This window comes from Limihaloglobus sulfuriphilus, assembly GCF_001999965.1.
Classification (GTDB): domain Bacteria; phylum Planctomycetota; class Phycisphaerae; order Sedimentisphaerales; family Sedimentisphaeraceae; genus Limihaloglobus; species Limihaloglobus sulfuriphilus.
The window spans coordinates 20,712-37,578 of sequence record NZ_CP019646.1 but is presented as its reverse complement, the minus strand read 5'-3'; the positions used below and the strand labels follow the sequence as shown (position 1 = coordinate 37,578).

General features: G+C 49.1%; 8 protein-coding genes. 1 reads left to right on the top strand and 7 read right to left on the bottom strand.

The window, feature by feature from the left end; genetic code table 11:
* Window positions 1-18: 18 nt before the first annotated feature.
* The 5 genes from alaS to SMSP2_RS00085 all read right to left on the bottom strand — a co-directional run bounded on the left by alaS (window position 19) and on the right by SMSP2_RS00085 (window position 9,427).
* Complete coding sequence (gene alaS, locus SMSP2_RS00105; RefSeq protein WP_146682005.1) at window positions 19-2,727, bottom strand: alanine--tRNA ligase; 2,709 nt, start codon at window positions 2,725-2,727, stop codon at window positions 19-21.
* A 278-nt stretch (window positions 2,728-3,005) separates the two neighbouring features.
* A complete protein-coding gene (locus tag SMSP2_RS00100; RefSeq protein ID WP_146682004.1) occupies window positions 3,006-6,176 on the bottom strand; it encodes an efflux RND transporter permease subunit in 3,171 nt (1,056 codons plus the stop codon).
* 11 nt (window positions 6,177-6,187) lie between these two features.
* A complete protein-coding gene (locus SMSP2_RS00095) occupies window positions 6,188-7,363 on the bottom strand; it encodes an efflux RND transporter periplasmic adaptor subunit (protein ID WP_146682003.1) in 1,176 nt (391 codons plus the stop codon).
* Between the two features lie 15 nt (window positions 7,364-7,378).
* Complete coding sequence (locus SMSP2_RS00090; RefSeq protein WP_186804770.1) at window positions 7,379-8,773, bottom strand: efflux transporter outer membrane subunit; 1,395 nt, start codon at window positions 8,771-8,773, stop codon at window positions 7,379-7,381.
* 51 nt (window positions 8,774-8,824) lie between these two features.
* A complete protein-coding gene (locus SMSP2_RS00085) occupies window positions 8,825-9,427 on the bottom strand; it encodes a TetR/AcrR family transcriptional regulator (protein ID WP_146682001.1) in 603 nt (200 codons plus the stop codon).
* Between the two features lie 289 nt (window positions 9,428-9,716).
* On the opposite strand from SMSP2_RS00085, the gene SMSP2_RS00080 reads away from it, so the two are divergent.
* Window positions 9,717-11,027 (top strand): outer membrane protein assembly factor BamB family protein, encoded by a 1,311-nt coding sequence (locus tag SMSP2_RS00080; protein ID WP_186804769.1) that lies wholly within the window; start codon window positions 9,717-9,719, stop codon window positions 11,025-11,027.
* Window positions 11,028-11,080: 53 nt separating this feature from the next.
* On the opposite strand, the gene SMSP2_RS00075 is transcribed toward SMSP2_RS00080, so the two are convergent.
* Window positions 11,081-13,690 carry a trypsin-like peptidase domain-containing protein gene (locus tag SMSP2_RS00075; protein WP_146681999.1) on the bottom strand — a complete coding sequence of 870 codons (2,610 nt, stop codon included), beginning with the start codon at window positions 13,688-13,690 and terminating at the stop codon, window positions 11,081-11,083.
* 1,379 nt (window positions 13,691-15,069) lie between these two features.
* Window positions 15,070-16,863, bottom strand: a complete 1,794-nt coding sequence (locus SMSP2_RS00070; protein WP_146681998.1) for a restriction endonuclease — start codon at window positions 16,861-16,863, stop codon at window positions 15,070-15,072.
* Between the last annotated feature and the right edge of the window lie 4 nt (window positions 16,864-16,867).

The following is a 16,867-nucleotide window of genomic DNA, read 5'->3' as shown; positions in this document are numbered from 1 at the left end:
TATTACCATCTTTATTATTTAACTTAGTTTTGCGGCTATGGTTTCTTTGGCTTTTTTGAGGCATTCATCGAGTTTTTCGGGGTTTTTGCCGCCGGCCTGTGCCATTTGCGGCCTGCCGCCGCCTCCGCCGCCGACTATCGGCGCAAGCTCCCTGACCAGCTCACCCGCCTTAATTCCTTTCTTTACCAGGTCATCAGTAACGCCGGCAATCATCATGACCTTGCCGTCAACCGCCGAGGCGAGGAAAATCACAGAGCTGGGTGCCTTTTTCTTGAGCATATCCATAGCGCTGCGCATGTCATCGGGCTTGGCATCGGCGAGCTCACCAACGACAGCCTTGCTGCCGGCAAACTCCGCGGCGGTCTCCAGCAGTTTTTTGGCGTCCTGCATTACATCTGAGCCGCCCTGCTTGTGAGCGGTTTTGAGCTTCTTAGACAGCTCTTTGTTATCTGCTATGAGTTTTGCCACCCTCTCGCTAACCTGCTCAGCAGGAACCTTAAGCAGTGCCGTCAACTCATCAACAATACCGCTTCTCTCTTCCATGTATTTATTATAAGCCGGTCCGGTCACCGCGGTTATACGCCGGACACCGGCAGATATGCTTTCTTCGCGGACGACCTTGAAACCGCCGATCCGGCCTATATTGTCAATATGCGTGCCGCCGCAAAACTCCAAACTGAAACCTTCATGGAGCCTTTCAGGGCTTGCAGCGCCAATGCTTATAACCCGCACCGTATCGCCGTATTTCTCACCGAAAAGGGCTGTCGCGCCAAGCTCTTTTGCCTCTTCTATCGGCATAACTGCTACCTGCACCGGCAGCTCCATCCCGATTCGCATATTTACCAGCTTCTCTACCTGGTGCAGCTCTTCTGGAGAAAGTGCCTTGGGCCAGGTAAAATCAAACCGCAGATACTCGGAATTTACAAGGCTGCCCTGCTGTGAAACACTATCCCCGAGAACTTCCCGCAATGCCCACTGAAGTATATGCGTTGCCGTATGGTTTTTGCGTGTTGCTTCCCGATCAGGCGATACCATTGCGTACACGTCCTGGCCGATCTCAAAACTGCCCTCGATTACCCTGCCCTCATGGAGAACGCAGTGACCCATGGCAGTTGTCTTATCAACAATAAACCGGCCCGTGTCACTGGTTATCATGCCGGCATCTCCTATTTGTCCGCCGCTCTCGGCGTAGAAACAGGTTTTATCCAGTATCAAAGATGCCTTATCGCCGCTGGTTGTAACTGTGCCTGAATCCGTATAACCATCATCACAGACACTTGCTATGATTTTCGCTTTTATGTCTGTTGAGCTGTATTTTAAGCTGTCATCCGTCTCGGGCAGGTCAATGCCGACAAGAACAGAGAGCATCGAGTTTGACTTCTGAGCCGCCCTGGCACGGTTTCGCTGCTGCTCCATGAGCTCCTCGAAAGCGTCTGTATCTACAGAAAGCCCCCTCTCACGCGCCATCAGGCTTGTAAGATCCAGCGGGAATCCGTATGTATCGTACAACTGGAAGGCGTCCTCGCCGCGGATAGTTCCGTCTTGGGCCTTTTCTGCCGCCTGGGTGAACATCTCAAGCCCGCGGTCAAGCGTCCTGCCGAAAGATGCCTCCTCGGCCTGTATAACGGTCTGGACATGGCTGCTCCTGGCTTTTAACTCGGGGAACGCCCCGCCCATCTTATCCACAAGCGCCGGCACGAGTTTATAAATAAACGGCTCATGCATGTTCAGCACGCGTCCAAAACGGCACGCCCTGCGGAGAATACGGCGAAGAACATAGCCGCGGCCGTCATTACCGGGGGAGGCGCCGTCGGTAATCGCGAACGAGAGCGAACGCAGATGATCGGCAATGACACGCATCGCGATATCGCTCTTAGATTTAAGCGATGAGGTGTATTTCACGCCGGAGAGATTTTCTATGCCGTTAATAATCGGCATAAACAGATCTGTATCATAATTGCTCTTTTTGCCCTGAAGCACTGCGCATATACGTTCAAGGCCGGCGCCGGTATCAACGTATTTTGCCTTCAGCGGCATAAGCGAGCCGTCCGCCACGCGGTTAAACTGTATAAAAACGAGATTCCACAGCTCGATGAAACGTGCGCAGCCGGCATTAACAGCACACTTGTGCCCCTCGACATGCTGCATATCGCACATCTCAGGGCCAAGGTCAATATGTATCTCACTGCACGGGCCGCAGGGGCCGGTATCGCCCATCTCCCAGAAGTTATCTTTCTTGCCGCAGGCAAGAACACGTTCTTTGGGGATTCCGGTAAGCTGCGGCCAGAGACGCGCCGCTTCGGCGTCGTATTCGCTGCCGTCTGTTTCGTCACCGGCAAAGACCGTCGCCCAGAGCTTATCAGGATCTATCTTATAAACCTCTGTCAGAAGCTCCCAAGCCCATTTAATCGTATCTTCCTTAAAGTAGCTGTCAAAAGACCAGTTGCCAAGCATCTCAAAAAATGTATGGTGGTATGTATCAACGCCGACCTCCTCAAGGTCATTATGCTTGCCGCTGACCCTGATGCATTTCTGGCTGTTAGCGGCTGAATCACATTTTTTTGCCTTCATGCCAAGGAAGATATCCTTGAACTGATTCATGCCGGCATTAGTGAACAGCAGTGTCGGGTCGTCGTTAGGCACAACCGGTGAGCTCGGAACAAAAGTATGGCCCTTGCCCTGGAAAAACTCTATAAACTTGCTTCTGATTTCTTCTGAGCTTAGCATTTAATATCTTTCGTAATGTCTTGTCATTCAATTATTTACTTTGTTTTTGATCAGCGGCCAAAAGACAATGCGCATTTAAGCCGCAAAACTACATACCTTTATTATAACAGTTTAGCCGCAATAGGCAACAGGAAGTAAATACGCATTTGTATGCAAGATTTTTGCGGGGAAAATTCTCAAATTAAAATCAAAACCGTAAAACTCGGACGTGCCAGAAAAAAGGGCCGGCAGTAAAAATCTGCCGACCCTTATAAAAACTGTTTTATAATTTATCGCGGTTACCGGGGCCATTCAGTCTCTGCCTTATCGTAGTGATGGATTGCATCCATGGCATGGTGTTCAAGCTCAATGGCTTTTTCCTTGGAGCTCTGTACCGCAACGTAGAATACCGGTATCATAAACACGCCGAGCAGCGTCGCAACTACCATACCGCCGAACACCGATGTTCCCAGCGCCTGGCGTGCGGTTGCTCCGGCACCCGTAGCAACTACCAGCGGCAGCATACCAAGTGCTGTTGTAAACGCCGTCATCAAAATCGGGCGGAAACGGAGCCTGGCAGCCAGTACCGCTGACTCGTGAATTGAATGGCCGTCTTCTTCATGAAGCTGTTTGGCAAACTCGACCAGCAGAATCGCAGTCTTGCAGACCACGCCGACCAGAAGCACAACCCCCATCTGCATATAGATATTGTTATCCATCATACGCAGCCATGTGTATCCAACCGCCCCCAGAAGCCCCAGCGGAACAGCCAGAACGATTGCCAGCGGTATAGCCCAGCTCTCGTATTGAGCCGCAAGAAACAGATACGCGAACAACGCCGCCAGCAGGAAGATATACACCGTCTTGCCGCCGGCCTCTATCTCCTGGAGACTCATGCCGCTCCACTCATACCCCATCGACGGTGGCAGCTGCTCATCCAGTATTTTGCGAACACGCTCAATCGCCTGGCCGGAGCTGTAGCCGGGTTTTGGCACACCGGTTATTGTGGTGCTTGGATACATATTATAACGTTTTATAGACTGAGGGCCCGATATATCCTTTACCGTTGCAAGGGTCTTAATCGGCAGCATCTGACCGGTTCTGTTACGGACTTCAAGCTCTCCAATATCCTCTGCGGAATCACGGAATCGGGGTTCTGCCTGGGCAATAACCTTAAACGTTCGCCCGTATATATTAAAATCATTCACATAAGTACTGCCCAAAAACGTCTGGAGCGTACTGAAAACAGAGTTAAGCGGCACATCCAGAGTTTCCACCTTTGTCCTGTCAACATCGATATAGAGCTGGGGTACTGACACCTGAAGCGTCGAATTGAGCCTTGTGATCACTTCATCATTCATGGCATTGTGAACAAAATCATTGCCCATCTGAGCCAAGGAATGAACGCCGGCACCGCCGCGGTCCTGTATCTGAACTTCGAAACCGCCTGCCATGCCAAGGCCCTGGATCGGCGGGGGCTGAAGTGCCAGACACAAGGCATCTGGTATCTGGGAGAGCTTAGCCTGAAGTCTCTGTGCTATCTTCGAAGCGTGAAGATTCGGATCCTGCCGCTTCTCCCAGGGCTCTAACGTAACAAAACAGGCACCGCCGTTGGGGGCAATAGCCGAATCCAGGAGAGAAAACCCGCTGATGGCGGCATAATTGGCCACGCCTTCGGTTTCCTGCATGATTGCGTTAATCCTGCCCATAACCTGCTCTGTCCTAAGCACAGTAGCACCGTCGGGCAGCCTCACGCCTATCATGATCAGCCCCTCGTCCTCATCTGGCAAAAACCCAGTTGGCAGAGCGCCAAACCCCGTAATAGCCAATACTGTAAATATTGCGAATAACAGCAGAACAATAAGAGTCCGTCTTACTATAACCTTTACAATGTTAGCGTAAACAGAGGTTGTGGAACGCAGGAGCCTGTCAAACCAGCCAAAAAACTTACCATGTTTTTGAGATGAATCATGAAGCAGCACACTGCACAAAGCCGGACTCAGAGTCAGAGCGTTAAGTGTGGAAAAACATACCGCTACCGAGAGTGTGATTGCGAACTGCTGATAGAGTTTTCCTGTTATACCGCCGCTTAATATTGTGGGCACAAAAACCGCCAGCAGCACAAGCGTTGTCGCGACAACCGGGCCGGTAACCTGTTTCATAGCCTTGATCGCAGCTTCACGCGGCGGGAGTTTTTCATCTGTTATGATACGTACGCAGTTTTCCACAACCACCACAGCATCATCGACCACAATGCCTATCGCAAGCACCAGCCCGAAAAGCGAGAGTGTGTTGACCGTCATTCCAAATGAGAGTAGAACCGCCATCGTCCCGATTAGCGAGACAGGGATTGTAACAGCCGGAATCAGCGTTGCCCGCCAATCTTCAAGAAATACAAAAACCGTCAGAACTACCAGCCCGATCACTGAAAGCAATGTCCAGAAAACCTCTTTGATCGACTCCTCAACAAAAAGTGTCGGGTTATACGGCTCTGAATACGCAACCCCCTCGGGGAATGAGGGTGATAATTCCTCTAAAACATTCCGCACACCTTTGACCACCTCTAACGCATTGGCACCTGGTGTGGCATAGATAGCAACCGCTACTGCCGGCTCGCCGTTGAGTTTAACCGACCAGAAGTAATCCTGCGAGCCCAGCTCTACCCTAGCCAAATCCCCAACTCGCAGGAGCCGGCCTCCGGGTTCATTGCGTACAATGATATCTTCAAACTGCTCGACAGTACTGAGACGTCCGAGTGTCTTGATGGTGTATTGAAACTGTTGATCATCAGGGCTGGGCATACCGCCTATCTGCCCGGCTGCTACCTGTATATTCTGCTGGCGAATAACACTTACCACGTCATTAGCCGTCACTCCGCGGGCACGCAGTTTTGTCGGATCAAGCCAGATTCGCATACCGTAGTCTTTAGAACCAAAAACCTCGATTTCACCGACACCCTCAGAGCGGGCAATCGCATCCTTGACTTTTAAATTTATAAAATTGCTCAAATAAATATCATCATAACGCCCGTCAGGGGAATAAAAACCCAGAAGCATACTGATATTGCTGGAGCGTTTTCTTATTGTTATGCCGTTGCGGACTACTTCTTCCGGAAGCAGCGGCTCTGCCTGTGAAACCCTGTTCTGGACTAAAACATTGGCAATATCAATGTCTGTGCCGACCTTAAAAGTTATCATGATCATTCCAGTACCGTTGTCACTGCTGTCCGAGGACATATACAGCATATCATCGACACCGTTAATAGATTCTTCAAGCGGAGTTATAACCGTATCGGCGATAACCTCAGCACTGGCACCAGGGTAAGATGTCATAATCATTATTGTCGGCGGCGCGATATCCGGCGTCTTTTCTACCGGAAGCATCGGTATCGAAATCAGCCCTACAAGGACTATAACGATTGAGATTACACTTGCGAATATCGGTCTGTCTATAAAAAACTTGCTAAACATCGATTGTCCTGTTAATCAGCTGTATTATTATTTTCAACCGGCATCGGCTGTATCTGCATTCCCGGCCTGGCCATGTGAAAGCCGCCGACGATGAATTGCTCGCTGCCGTCAAGGCCCTCGTTTATGACACGCATCTTACCCATTGAGTCGCCCAACTTTACATCTCGTCTCTCGAGAGTGTTTTCGTCATTGACAATCAGCACAAATTTGCCGCCAAGGTCACTGTTGATTGCCTTGGCCGCAATAACTACCGCATCCTTGCGATGACCGATGGGCATTTGAACCTGGACAAACATACCCGGCAAAAGCTGCTGAGATTTGTTAGCCACTTCACCGCGTACATAAATAGTTCCCGTTCTGGTATCAACCGTATTATCAACAAAATTAACGGCACCTTTAAATGGAAATTCATTTTCGTTGGGCAGTCCGACATTAAATTCCTGGGGCTCAAACCCCTGTTTACCCTGCAAACGCTTTAAAAAGTCTCCCTTAAGCAGACTTTCGCTGACATGGAAGAACACATTCACAGGCTCAATCTGCCTTACAACCGCCAGCAATGTCCGATCACCAGGTCCGACCAGGTTTCCAACATCTACCGGCGAATCACCGATACGTCCGCTTATAGGGCTTCGAATCTCGGTATAGCTCAGGTTCAGCTCGGCTTTTGCCAATGCCGCCTTATAACCCATCACCATTGCATCGGCCTTGTCGTACGCGGCTTTGGCACTGGTCAAATCCTGCCGGCTGACTGCGCCGCTCTTGACTGCCTTTTCGATCCGTTCAAGATCAAATTTCGCCCTCAGGAGTTCAGCCTTGCCGGATTTGAGCATCGCCGCGGCCTCATCTCTAAGCGCCCGATATATATCAGGCTCAATTGTAAAAAGCAGCTGCCCCTTCTCGACTAAGTCTCCATCGGTAAAATGAATCCCTTGAAGATAGCCCTCGACTCGGGCTTGTACTTCATACACGTTTACTGCCTCTGTCGTTCCGGTAAAACTTAAGGTATCGGTTACGTCCATAAACTTCGCACCGGCAACCGGCATAGGAATCGGCCCGCTCGATTGATTCTGCTGAGCCATCGCCGCTATTGCCGCCTGGCGTTTCTGCCAGTAGCGGTATCCGCCGTAACCGGCACCAATCAGAATTGCCAATACGATAAGCCAAGAGATAATCTTTTTAAAGTTCATATATTTTCTTCCCGTTTATTTGTTACTGTTTGTTTGCGGCTGTTCACCATCGCTGTCCCAGCCGCCGCCGAGAGCTTTATAAATCGCAACGCTTCGCTGGAGGATCAGGCCCCTGCTGACTGCCAGACGGTCCTGCTGGAGAGACAGGGAACGCTGCACATCCAGAACGTTCTGAAAATCAGTCAGTCCGTTCTCGTAAAGCGTTTCAACATTCTTGAGTGATTCCTGAGCAGCCTGTACCGACCGCTCAAGCGCTTTTGTGCGTCGTGTTTCCTGCGCAAAACCCACAAGAGCGTTTTCAACCTCTTCGACTGCCCGCAAAACCGCCGACTCATAGTTAGCCGCCAGCTGTTTTGTCAGGGCCTCTTCCACGGCGACCAAGCTCTTAAGCCGGTTGGAGTCAAATATCGTCCAGCGAACAGAGGGGCCGAATTCAATGTTTCTGCTGTCCCAGCTGGTCAAATCCGAGTAGTGCATTGCCGCCAGGCCAAAACTGCCGCTCAGTGAAAAAGAAGGATACCGCAAAGCCTCGGCCTGCCCGATACGTGCGGTCTGCGCTGCCAGCGCCCGTTCGGCACTGCGTATATCCGGCCTGCGGCGAAGCAGCTCGGCGGGAATACCGGCGAGAGGCTCAACCTCAATTTGCATAAGCGGCCTGGGTTTTATCAGTTCAGAGCGAAGCTGATCCGGAGTAGTTCCGGTAAGAACCGACAAACGGTTCACGGCCTCGGTCTCGGCTATCCTCAAAGAAGGTATCTCAGATTGGCTGTTGGCAAGGTTCAGCCGCGCCTGCGATACGTCCAGCTTGGGCACAAGGTCGGCCTCATAGCGGTTTTGCGTCAGGTCAAGTGTCTTTCGCTGTATTTCTATATTTGTCCGTGCATATTCAATACGGGCCTGGCTCGTCTGCAGCTCTATATAATTTCTCGCGATCTCAGCGAACAGGCTCACACGGGTATTTCGGTAATCCTCCACCGACCGCTCAAGCTCGGCCTGCGCCGATTCTATCGAACGGCGAATGCGGCCGAACAAATCCAGCTCCCAGAACGCGTCAAAGCCGGCAGAGTAGAAGCTGTTTTCTCCCGGCGCAGCGCCCATGATATTCTGGCTCGAACGTGACCTGGTATAGTTTCCGAACGCATCAACGGACGGCAGTTTCTCACCAGAGGCATACGCCCTGAACGCCCGTGACTGCTCAATCCTGGCCATCGCTGCCTGCAAGTCCAGATTGTCCGCGTCGGCACGCTCTAAAAGCGAGCCAAGCATAGGGTCATCGTAGCTTTTCCACCACTCTCGAAGAACTTCCGGATTCGCCGATTCGCTTGTATCACTGCCGAGCCACTCTTGGGGAAGTTGCGTTTCAGGCCTCTCATAATCGGGCCCGAGGCTGCAGCCTGAAACAAAAAACATCACAGCAGCTGTTAACGAAATGATTTTAATTGTTTTGATATTCATTATTGTTTACTCGGGTTTAATTAAACCATCTATAAATAACTCTTCAACCTTATTGAACATATCGGTAACGGCATCTTTGGGAATACGGCCCGTAGTTTCTAAGATTATACTTTCTATCGCCGCACTTAACGACCTGGCAGCTATTTCCGGATCAACCGGCCGAAACACACCCTTGATTATGCCGCTCTCAATCAGTTTTACAAGTTTGGAATTTATTATCTGATAAACCTGGCTTTTTTCCTGGAGCTTGAACAGTTTCAAACCCCTCACTTCAAACTCGGAGATATAAAGCCTTATCAGTTTTCCAAATTTCTCCTGGATATCCGGCTGTTTTTTGATAAACGCCGACAAGCGGGCCTTTTCATCGCCGGGCCCTTCCAGAGTTTTATTGTATTCGGTTATTATGTAATCAGCATTACCGTCTATAAGCTCCTCAAACAGGGCTTCCTTGCTTTTGAAAAAATTGTAAAGACTTCCAACCCCGAATTCTGATGCTTCGGCTATCTCCTGCATCGAAACGTGGTGAAAGCCTTTTTCTGAAAACAGCTTCAGGGCTGCCTTTAGAATTTCTTCTTTATGTCTTAACTTATCTCGCTGACGTCTATTCAAATTTCTCTCTTAGCGGACTTAACTCATTTATTAAAATATATTTAAACCAGTACATCGTTTAGATGAATAAAGATTCATTATATGAAGAAGAATTCAAAAATAAATATTTTTCTAAGAATTATTTTTGAATAATGCTGAATAGACATTACAGATTACCGTTATGCTTGACTTTAGAGGCCGTTATCACCATAATTTACAGATAAAACTGTTAGCAGATTATGCGAAAACTTCACAACTCAAGATTTTCTGCGTTGTAAACCTTTGTACAGAACATTTTTCAGGACTTTTTATGCCGATATACTACAAAATTATTTGCTCATTGACCATTTCCTTACTGGCTTGCGGTGCCGCTGCCCGGGATTGGCCTGACTGGCGAGGCCCCGGCTATAACGGATCAAGCGATGAAACCGGATTGCCCGAAAAATGGTCGCAAACTGAAAACGTCAAATGGGCCGGCAATACGCCGGGCCCCGGTTCGGGAACCCCTGTCGTTTCCCGCGGCAAAGTATTCATAACAGCAGTGGATATGAAAAACAAATCCCTGCTTGGAATGTGCTTCAGGCAATCAGACGGTAAACTCCTGTGGAGCAATAACATAGGCAAAGCGTTCCGCAACATCCCCCGCGGCAATATGGCCGCCCCCTCTGCCGCTGTAGATGGAGGAAGGGTGTTTTTCATATTTGACAGCGGAGACCTGGCGGCATTTGACTACGAGGGCAAACCATTATGGAAACGCAATATAGAAGAAGAATACGGAAATATATCACTGAATTTCGGCTACAGCTCCACACCGCTGATATACGAAGCAAAAATGTTTGTATGTGTGCTCAGGCGGCCCGAACCGTGGCGTGAACCTAAAGACAGGACAGAGCTTGATTCGTTTTTGATGGCATTAGACCCTGCGACGGGCCGGAATATCTGGAAAACAAACCGCCCTACAAACGCGGTAAATGAAAGTTTTGACAGCTACAGCTCTCCGCTGCCTTTTGAGTATAACGGACGGAAAGAAATACTGCTTATGGGAGCAGACTTTATTACCTCAAACGACCCCAAAACGGGCAAAGAGCTCTGGCGCTACGAATACTCACCCAATAAAAACCCCAGAAACCGCAACATAGCCGGACTTGTCGCTTCAAAAGAGTTGATTTATCTGCCGCGGCCCCGCGGAGAGGATCTACTGGCAATCAAACCCGGAGGCTCGGGCACGTTGGATGAGAGCTGTATTGCATGGAAATACGAAGGCCCATGCCCGGACTGCAGCACTCCGCTTTTATACGACGGCTGCTTGTACGTCCTGGACGGGATGAGGAAAAAGGCTCTCAGCTGCCTCGACGCCGAAACAGGCAAACTAAAATGGCAGGGTACGCTCAGCGGGCCGCCGATATATTCGTCCCTGACAGCCGCCGACGGAAAACTGTACTGTATCAACGAAGAAGGCAAAGTTTTTGTCATACGGGCAGGTGGTGAGCAACTCGAAATTATCAGCGAGATTCAAATGAACGGCAAACCCGCCAACGCTTCTATCGCAATAGCAGACTCGTGCCTGTTTATACGAACAAGCGATAAACTCTACTGCATAAGTGAATCAAACCGTCAGTAACCGCCGCCCGAAGGTAATCCTGCAAGAACACACGGCGGCTAAAGTCATGGAACTTATATCCCAGCGAGCTCTGCAAGCCAGTCCCGGGCAAATAAAGCCAAATCAAGCAAATCTACCACCCCGTCACCGTCCGGCAGCGGGGCTATATCGTAAACGCCGGCCGCCGAGAGCCAGGAATCTGCCATCAGGCTAAAATCTGTACTGTCAACGCTGCAATCGTCATCGAAATCGCCCGGCACAGATTCCACCCTGAAACTCCAGATATCGCCGGCAGTCTCTCCGCATTTGGTCTTTGTAACCACCTGCCAGTAATATGTTTGGCACAGCTCCAGGATCGAGCCGTCCGGAGTCGGATCGCAAGACGTTTCGTTGGTATTCTCGCAGATAAGCTGCTCCGGAGGCGATACGCTGTCGAAGTAAACATCGTAAAGAACCGGATAAAGCGTGTCGAGAAAGCGGCTTGTGCGTGTTACCTCTTCCCACTCCGGACAGCCCGAATCGGGGCAGACATACGAGCTGTCACAGCTTGAGCTGGCGGAAAAATCCTCATTGCCCCGTACGAGTATTCCCTCAACCTCAAGAGTTACCGCGTTAAAAACCGGTGAACCGGAATTGCCCGCAAGCACATCGAGATTCGCCTGAAAATACTCCGGCATTGAATTTTCCATAACATTAGCAGAGCTGGAGAGCTTGAGCGGCAGTCCATAGGGAGAACCGATAGCAAAAACCGGCTGAGCGTCAGGGATTATACCGGAGCGGCTCAGCGTTAGCGGTTCGCGGCCGCTGACCGGCCGGTCAAGCCGAACAATCGCCCAGTCATCATTATAGGTTTCGACCGTTTCTATAATTTCACTGCAATAATAAACATCGTCCATATCGACAGTTATACGGGCGGCATCCGCGTCGAGCATTACAAAGCCGAACACAAACGCCAGAGCGGAACAGCTGCCCCCTGCCGCACAATGGCCGGCGGTAACGACAATATCAGGCTCCACCAGAAACGCCGAACACTTGCCCGGCGCCGGCTGATTGATATACGGCTCGTCCGGACAAAGCGGATTGCCGCTGCCCAGCGGATCCAGGGCCTCGTACCACTGTCCCAGCGTCGTCGCCGGCAGGGTGAACGTGCCGTCGCCGTTATCTGCCAGGTTCCCGGGCGAAACTATGACCGCCGTCGAATCGGCAAGCGGGATTATATCGGGATCACTAATCTGATAATAGTCTAACCTGTCATCACTGCCGTAGATAACACCTTTGATCGGTTCTTCAGAGCCCTGCGCAGCAGCACTCTGCGGCGCCGACCAGCTAAGCTCTGTCTCGGCTGCCGCGGCGGTTTGTCCGTCCGCGGGGCCGGGCTGCTGTGCCGGAGCCGGCGGTTCACACACCTGCCGCGATACAAGCAGCGTAAAATCGCCGACGGCGTATCCATAGCCGGCCACACGTATTAGATACTCTGTGCCGCCCTGGACAAACAATTCCACAGCAGAGAGGCCGCCCTCGCCGTGGTCATCGTTACATGCCAGCTCTGCGCCGCCGCAGCCGTCCCACACCGAGAGCGTCGTATCGAACGAGCCGCTCTGTATTTCAATAGCGGCAGTACCCGACTGCGAAGGGGTATAACTGTACCAGACATCGTAAAAATCATGAGAAGCGCAGCTGCTCTCAAAGCTGCCGGTTGCGCCTATTGTGCTGCCGGCGGTCGGCGAATCCTCCGCGATTACTGCGGCATTTGCGCAATCGTCGTTTAGCACGGCAGATACAGGCTCTACCACGAGCGTATAACTGCCGGTTTCGCCGCCGTAGCCGGCAATGCGGATATAGTAATCCTCGCCCGCGTTGAGCTGGAGCGTGAGCATGGATTGATACTCGCACGAATCATCGTTGCACGCCAGCTCCGCGCCGCCGCATTCATCGTACACCGCAAGCGTCGTATCAAAACTGCTGCCGCACAGACTCAGAGAGTATAAACCCGCCGCGGCAGGGGTAAACACGTGCCAGACATCGTTTGTATCGTTATCGCCGCAGCTGCTGGTTTGTGTTCCGGTTGCGCCGGCGGTGCTGCCGCTGTACGCCGCGGACTCTGTTACCGCAATCGCACCGGCACAGTCGTCATGTTCGGGAGCCGCGCCGGAACCGGAGTAGTATATTTTGATCCACCACGAATCGATATAGCCGTAATCGCCGGCGTAGTTGTCAATCGCCCATAAAAACCAGTACTGGTTGACGGGCCGGCCGTTGAACGCGGCAATGCCGGTTTCTGTCTCGGAGATACCACCCGAGCCGAAATTGCCGTCCCAGAGGTTGTACTCAACGTTAAGATCGCCGTCCGAAAGATCCACCGTTAAATCAAGCACATAGCTGTGCACGATCTCGTAATGAACATCAACGCCGCTGACCACCGCATCTGACGGCGCGGAATTGATCAGAATCTCGCTGGTTGCCCAGGCCCCTTCGGGAATATCAACATCCGTGCCGTTCTGCCCCTGCACAGAAGCAGCGGATTTTTCACCGCCGCTGACCAGAACATACATCTGGTCAGGGTTGTGAGTAATATTGACATCACGGCTCTTGGCAGGCAGTGCCGAGCCGGCCGAACATAAAACGCCGCAAATCAAAACAGCCGGTAACAGAGCTCTGGGCGATAATATAAAACCTGAATTCATGTTTTACTCCATTCAAGCAGCCGCCGCTGCCGGGAGCTGGTTTTCCTCCGAGCCGCAGGCTTAAAAAAACGATTGATTTTTCTCAAGGTTTTATTATACCCCGCCGGCCGGCGTATCTCAACATCAATTCTAAACTTATTTTATCTCCACCTTCAGTGCTAAAACAGCATGGTAAATATCCGCAGATTTCGCAGATTACCGCCGATTACGCAAGAGCCGTAAGAGGTTACCCCCCCCCAAAAATCCCAAATACCGCACCACCCACACAGCCACCCCCAAGCCTGTAAAGCCTGAATAACATAGCCCGGGGCAACGCCCTGGGATAATGGAAACACACCACCACAAACACAGGGCGATGCCCTATGCTAAGATATTTCGCACCTTCAGTGCTAAAAACTACATGGTAAATATCCGCAGATTTCGCAGATTACCGCAGATTACCGCCGATTACGCAAGAACCGTAAGAGCCGCAAGAGCTGTAAGAGTACACGCTTTAGCGTGCTTATTCGCTATCTATATTTTAAACAAGCTGAAGCTTGAACTCTTACTAACACCGCAAGAGTACCCCCGTAAGAGGTTACCCCCCAAATCCCAAATACCGCACCACACAACCACCCCCAAGCCTGTAGGGCTTGAATAACATAGCCCGGGGCAACGCCCTGGGACAATGGAAACACGCCACCACAAACACAGGGCGATGCCCTATGCTAAGATATTTCGCACCTTCAGTGCTAAAAACTACATGGTAAATATCTGCAGATTTCGCAGATCACCGCCGATTACGCAAGAACCGTAAGAGCCGTAAGAGCCGCAAGAGTACACGCTTTAGCGTGCTTATTCGCTATCTATATTTTAAACAAGCTGAAGCTTGAACTCTTACTAACACCGCAAGAGTACCCCTGTAAGAGTTCACACTTCAGTGTGTTTTACATAAGTACCACCCACAGCCAAAACCCCCAAGCCTGTAAAGCTTGAATAACATAGCCCCGGGCAACGCCCTGGGATAATGGAAACACGCCACCACAAACACAGGGCGATGCCCTATGCTAAGATATTTCGCACCTTCAGTGCTAAAAACAACATGGTAAATATCCGCAGATTTCGCAGATCACCGCCGATTACGTAAGAGCCGTAAGAGCTGTAAGAGTACACGCTTTAGCGTGCTTATTCGCTATCTATATTTTAAACAAGCTGAAGCTTGAACTCTTACTAACACCGCAAGAGTACCCCTGTAAGAGTTCACACTTCAGTGTGTTTTACATAAGTACCACCCACAGCCAAAACCCCCAAGCCTGTAGAGCCTGAATAACATAGCCCGGGGCAACGGTCAGGGGCAACTTACGCTTTGGCCATAAACTCTACTTTCACCCATAGGAATTTTAACTGTCTAAGCTTTGTTGTTTAATCATTTCCCTGGCTTCTTTTATATCAATTTTCGCTCTGTGGCCATGTTTTTCAAGCATGTGAAGCAAATTACCTCCATCAAGAAGTGTTAGCGGTTTATCATTTGCAAACTTATAAGCATCTGACCCATAGCTTGACGTCGTTACAAGTATTCCCTTGTTCGCTCCTTCATTCATAACAGTTCCGTAAAGATCACGTACAGCACTAACACCCACTGTATTTGTGTAACGTTTGGCCTGTATAATGATTTTCCCTCCCTTAATTGGGTCGGGATCAAAAGCAACCGCATCAACACCACCGTCTTTGCTGGCTTGGGTAATTTTTACTTCTCCGCCTCCGGAAGAAAATTCTTTTTCAAACAACTCTCGAATCAAATGTTCAAAATCTTTCCAGTTCATCAATGCCAGATTGTCACCCTCGTTAATAGAATCTGCCACATCATATGAGTTAACAAATCTGCTGTCATTTCGATTTAATTGCATTAGCGGTGCTACAGGTGTTATGGTATTTAGCTGGGCACATGCTACTCCCTTTAATTTTTTAAAACATGTTTTGGGGTCAACGGATTCCAGGTTTATTTTGAGGAAATCTTCTCTATTTGCCAGAAGAGACAATAGATAGGAATTTTTCTCTTTACCCGTTGCAGGATCAATGCTATGCACAAAACCATTAAAAACTATTGAATCAAGTGCACTTGCCTTGTCATATTTATATAATTCGTGAATATTACGTAGCGCAATTTGATAAATGAGGTCATCATAAAGTTTATTAAATTGAACTTCTGACATCATAACCTCCCTAAATTCATCCTGTGATAGCACATATTTAACTTCCACTAGCCGAGGAATAATATCAGGAGCCGGAATTTGGTAATCAACAATCAAAATCTTATTATCTGGATTATATTCTAATTCCACCTTTTTCGGAAAATAGTCAGGATATTTTGAGCGATTCAGAACCATGCCAAAATGTAGTTTGACACCAAAAGGTTTGTGATTTCTGTATTCTTCTCTTAAAGCGTTTATGCCGTCGTTTTTCCTTTTTTGTTCTTTAATAAATTTGTCGTGTAAGTTTTGCCACTCCTTAACGTCCTTTTGAAATAATTGGAATAATCGTATTCCTTCTTGTTTATATTCTACCTTCTTTTTATCAAACCTTGCAATTGCATCGAGTTTTCTGGCCTTCCAGATTTCGAGGTCTTTAAGATATAATTGTTTTGCATGATCAAGTTTAGAATGTTTCCGCTCGGAACTGATTTTATCCAAAAAACTTAATTTTGGGTTATATTTTGAATCACTTTGTTTTGGTTTACTATAAATTATCAGTTGAGGTTTTTCGGGCATCATTCGAAGATATCTATCTTTTACAGGTTTTGGAGTGGGGAATTCTGAATAATCGTACGACTGCTCCCATATCATTTTGGGTTTTGTGTTTAATCCTATATTAAGTGTATTTTTCAAAATGTCGAGAGCGTTTTTAGCTTTTTTAGTTTCTTCAGCAGCTTTCTGTTTTCTGTTTTCTTTATACTGCTTTTCTTTTAGCTTTTCTTGCTCTTTAAGTTTTTTTTCGTTTTCAGCGGCTATTTTTTTGCCCCATTTTCCGTTCCACCCGGTCATTGCCGCGTTTGCCATTTCTTTGGCTACATGTTTATTTGAATTTTTAATCTCTTTAAATTCATTTAATCCGTTATGTCTAATTGTTATGTGATAAGTACGAATTCCCGTTTTAGACTTAGTTGTCCATTCTTTTTCTATTCTGCTTCTTATCATTTTT

Coding starts and splice junctions, on each gene's coding strand:
- SMSP2_RS00100 (WP_146682004.1), bottom strand. CDS start 6,176: ATGTTTAGCAAGTTTTTTATAGACAGACCGATATTCGCAAGTGTAATC.
- SMSP2_RS00095 (WP_146682003.1), bottom strand. CDS start 7,363: ATGAACTTTAAAAAGATTATCTCTTGGCTTATCGTATTGGCAATTCTG.
- SMSP2_RS00070 (WP_146681998.1), bottom strand. CDS start 16,863: ATGATAAGAAGCAGAATAGAAAAAGAATGGACAACTAAGTCTAAAACG.
- SMSP2_RS00080 (WP_186804769.1), top strand. CDS start 9,717: ATGCCGATATACTACAAAATTATTTGCTCATTGACCATTTCCTTACTG.
- SMSP2_RS00090 (WP_186804770.1), bottom strand. CDS start 8,773: ATGTTTTTTGTTTCAGGCTGCAGCCTCGGGCCCGATTATGAGAGGCCT.
- alaS (WP_146682005.1), bottom strand. CDS start 2,727: ATGCTAAGCTCAGAAGAAATCAGAAGCAAGTTTATAGAGTTTTTCCAG.
- SMSP2_RS00075 (WP_146681999.1), bottom strand. CDS start 13,690: ATGAATTCAGGTTTTATATTATCGCCCAGAGCTCTGTTACCGGCTGTT.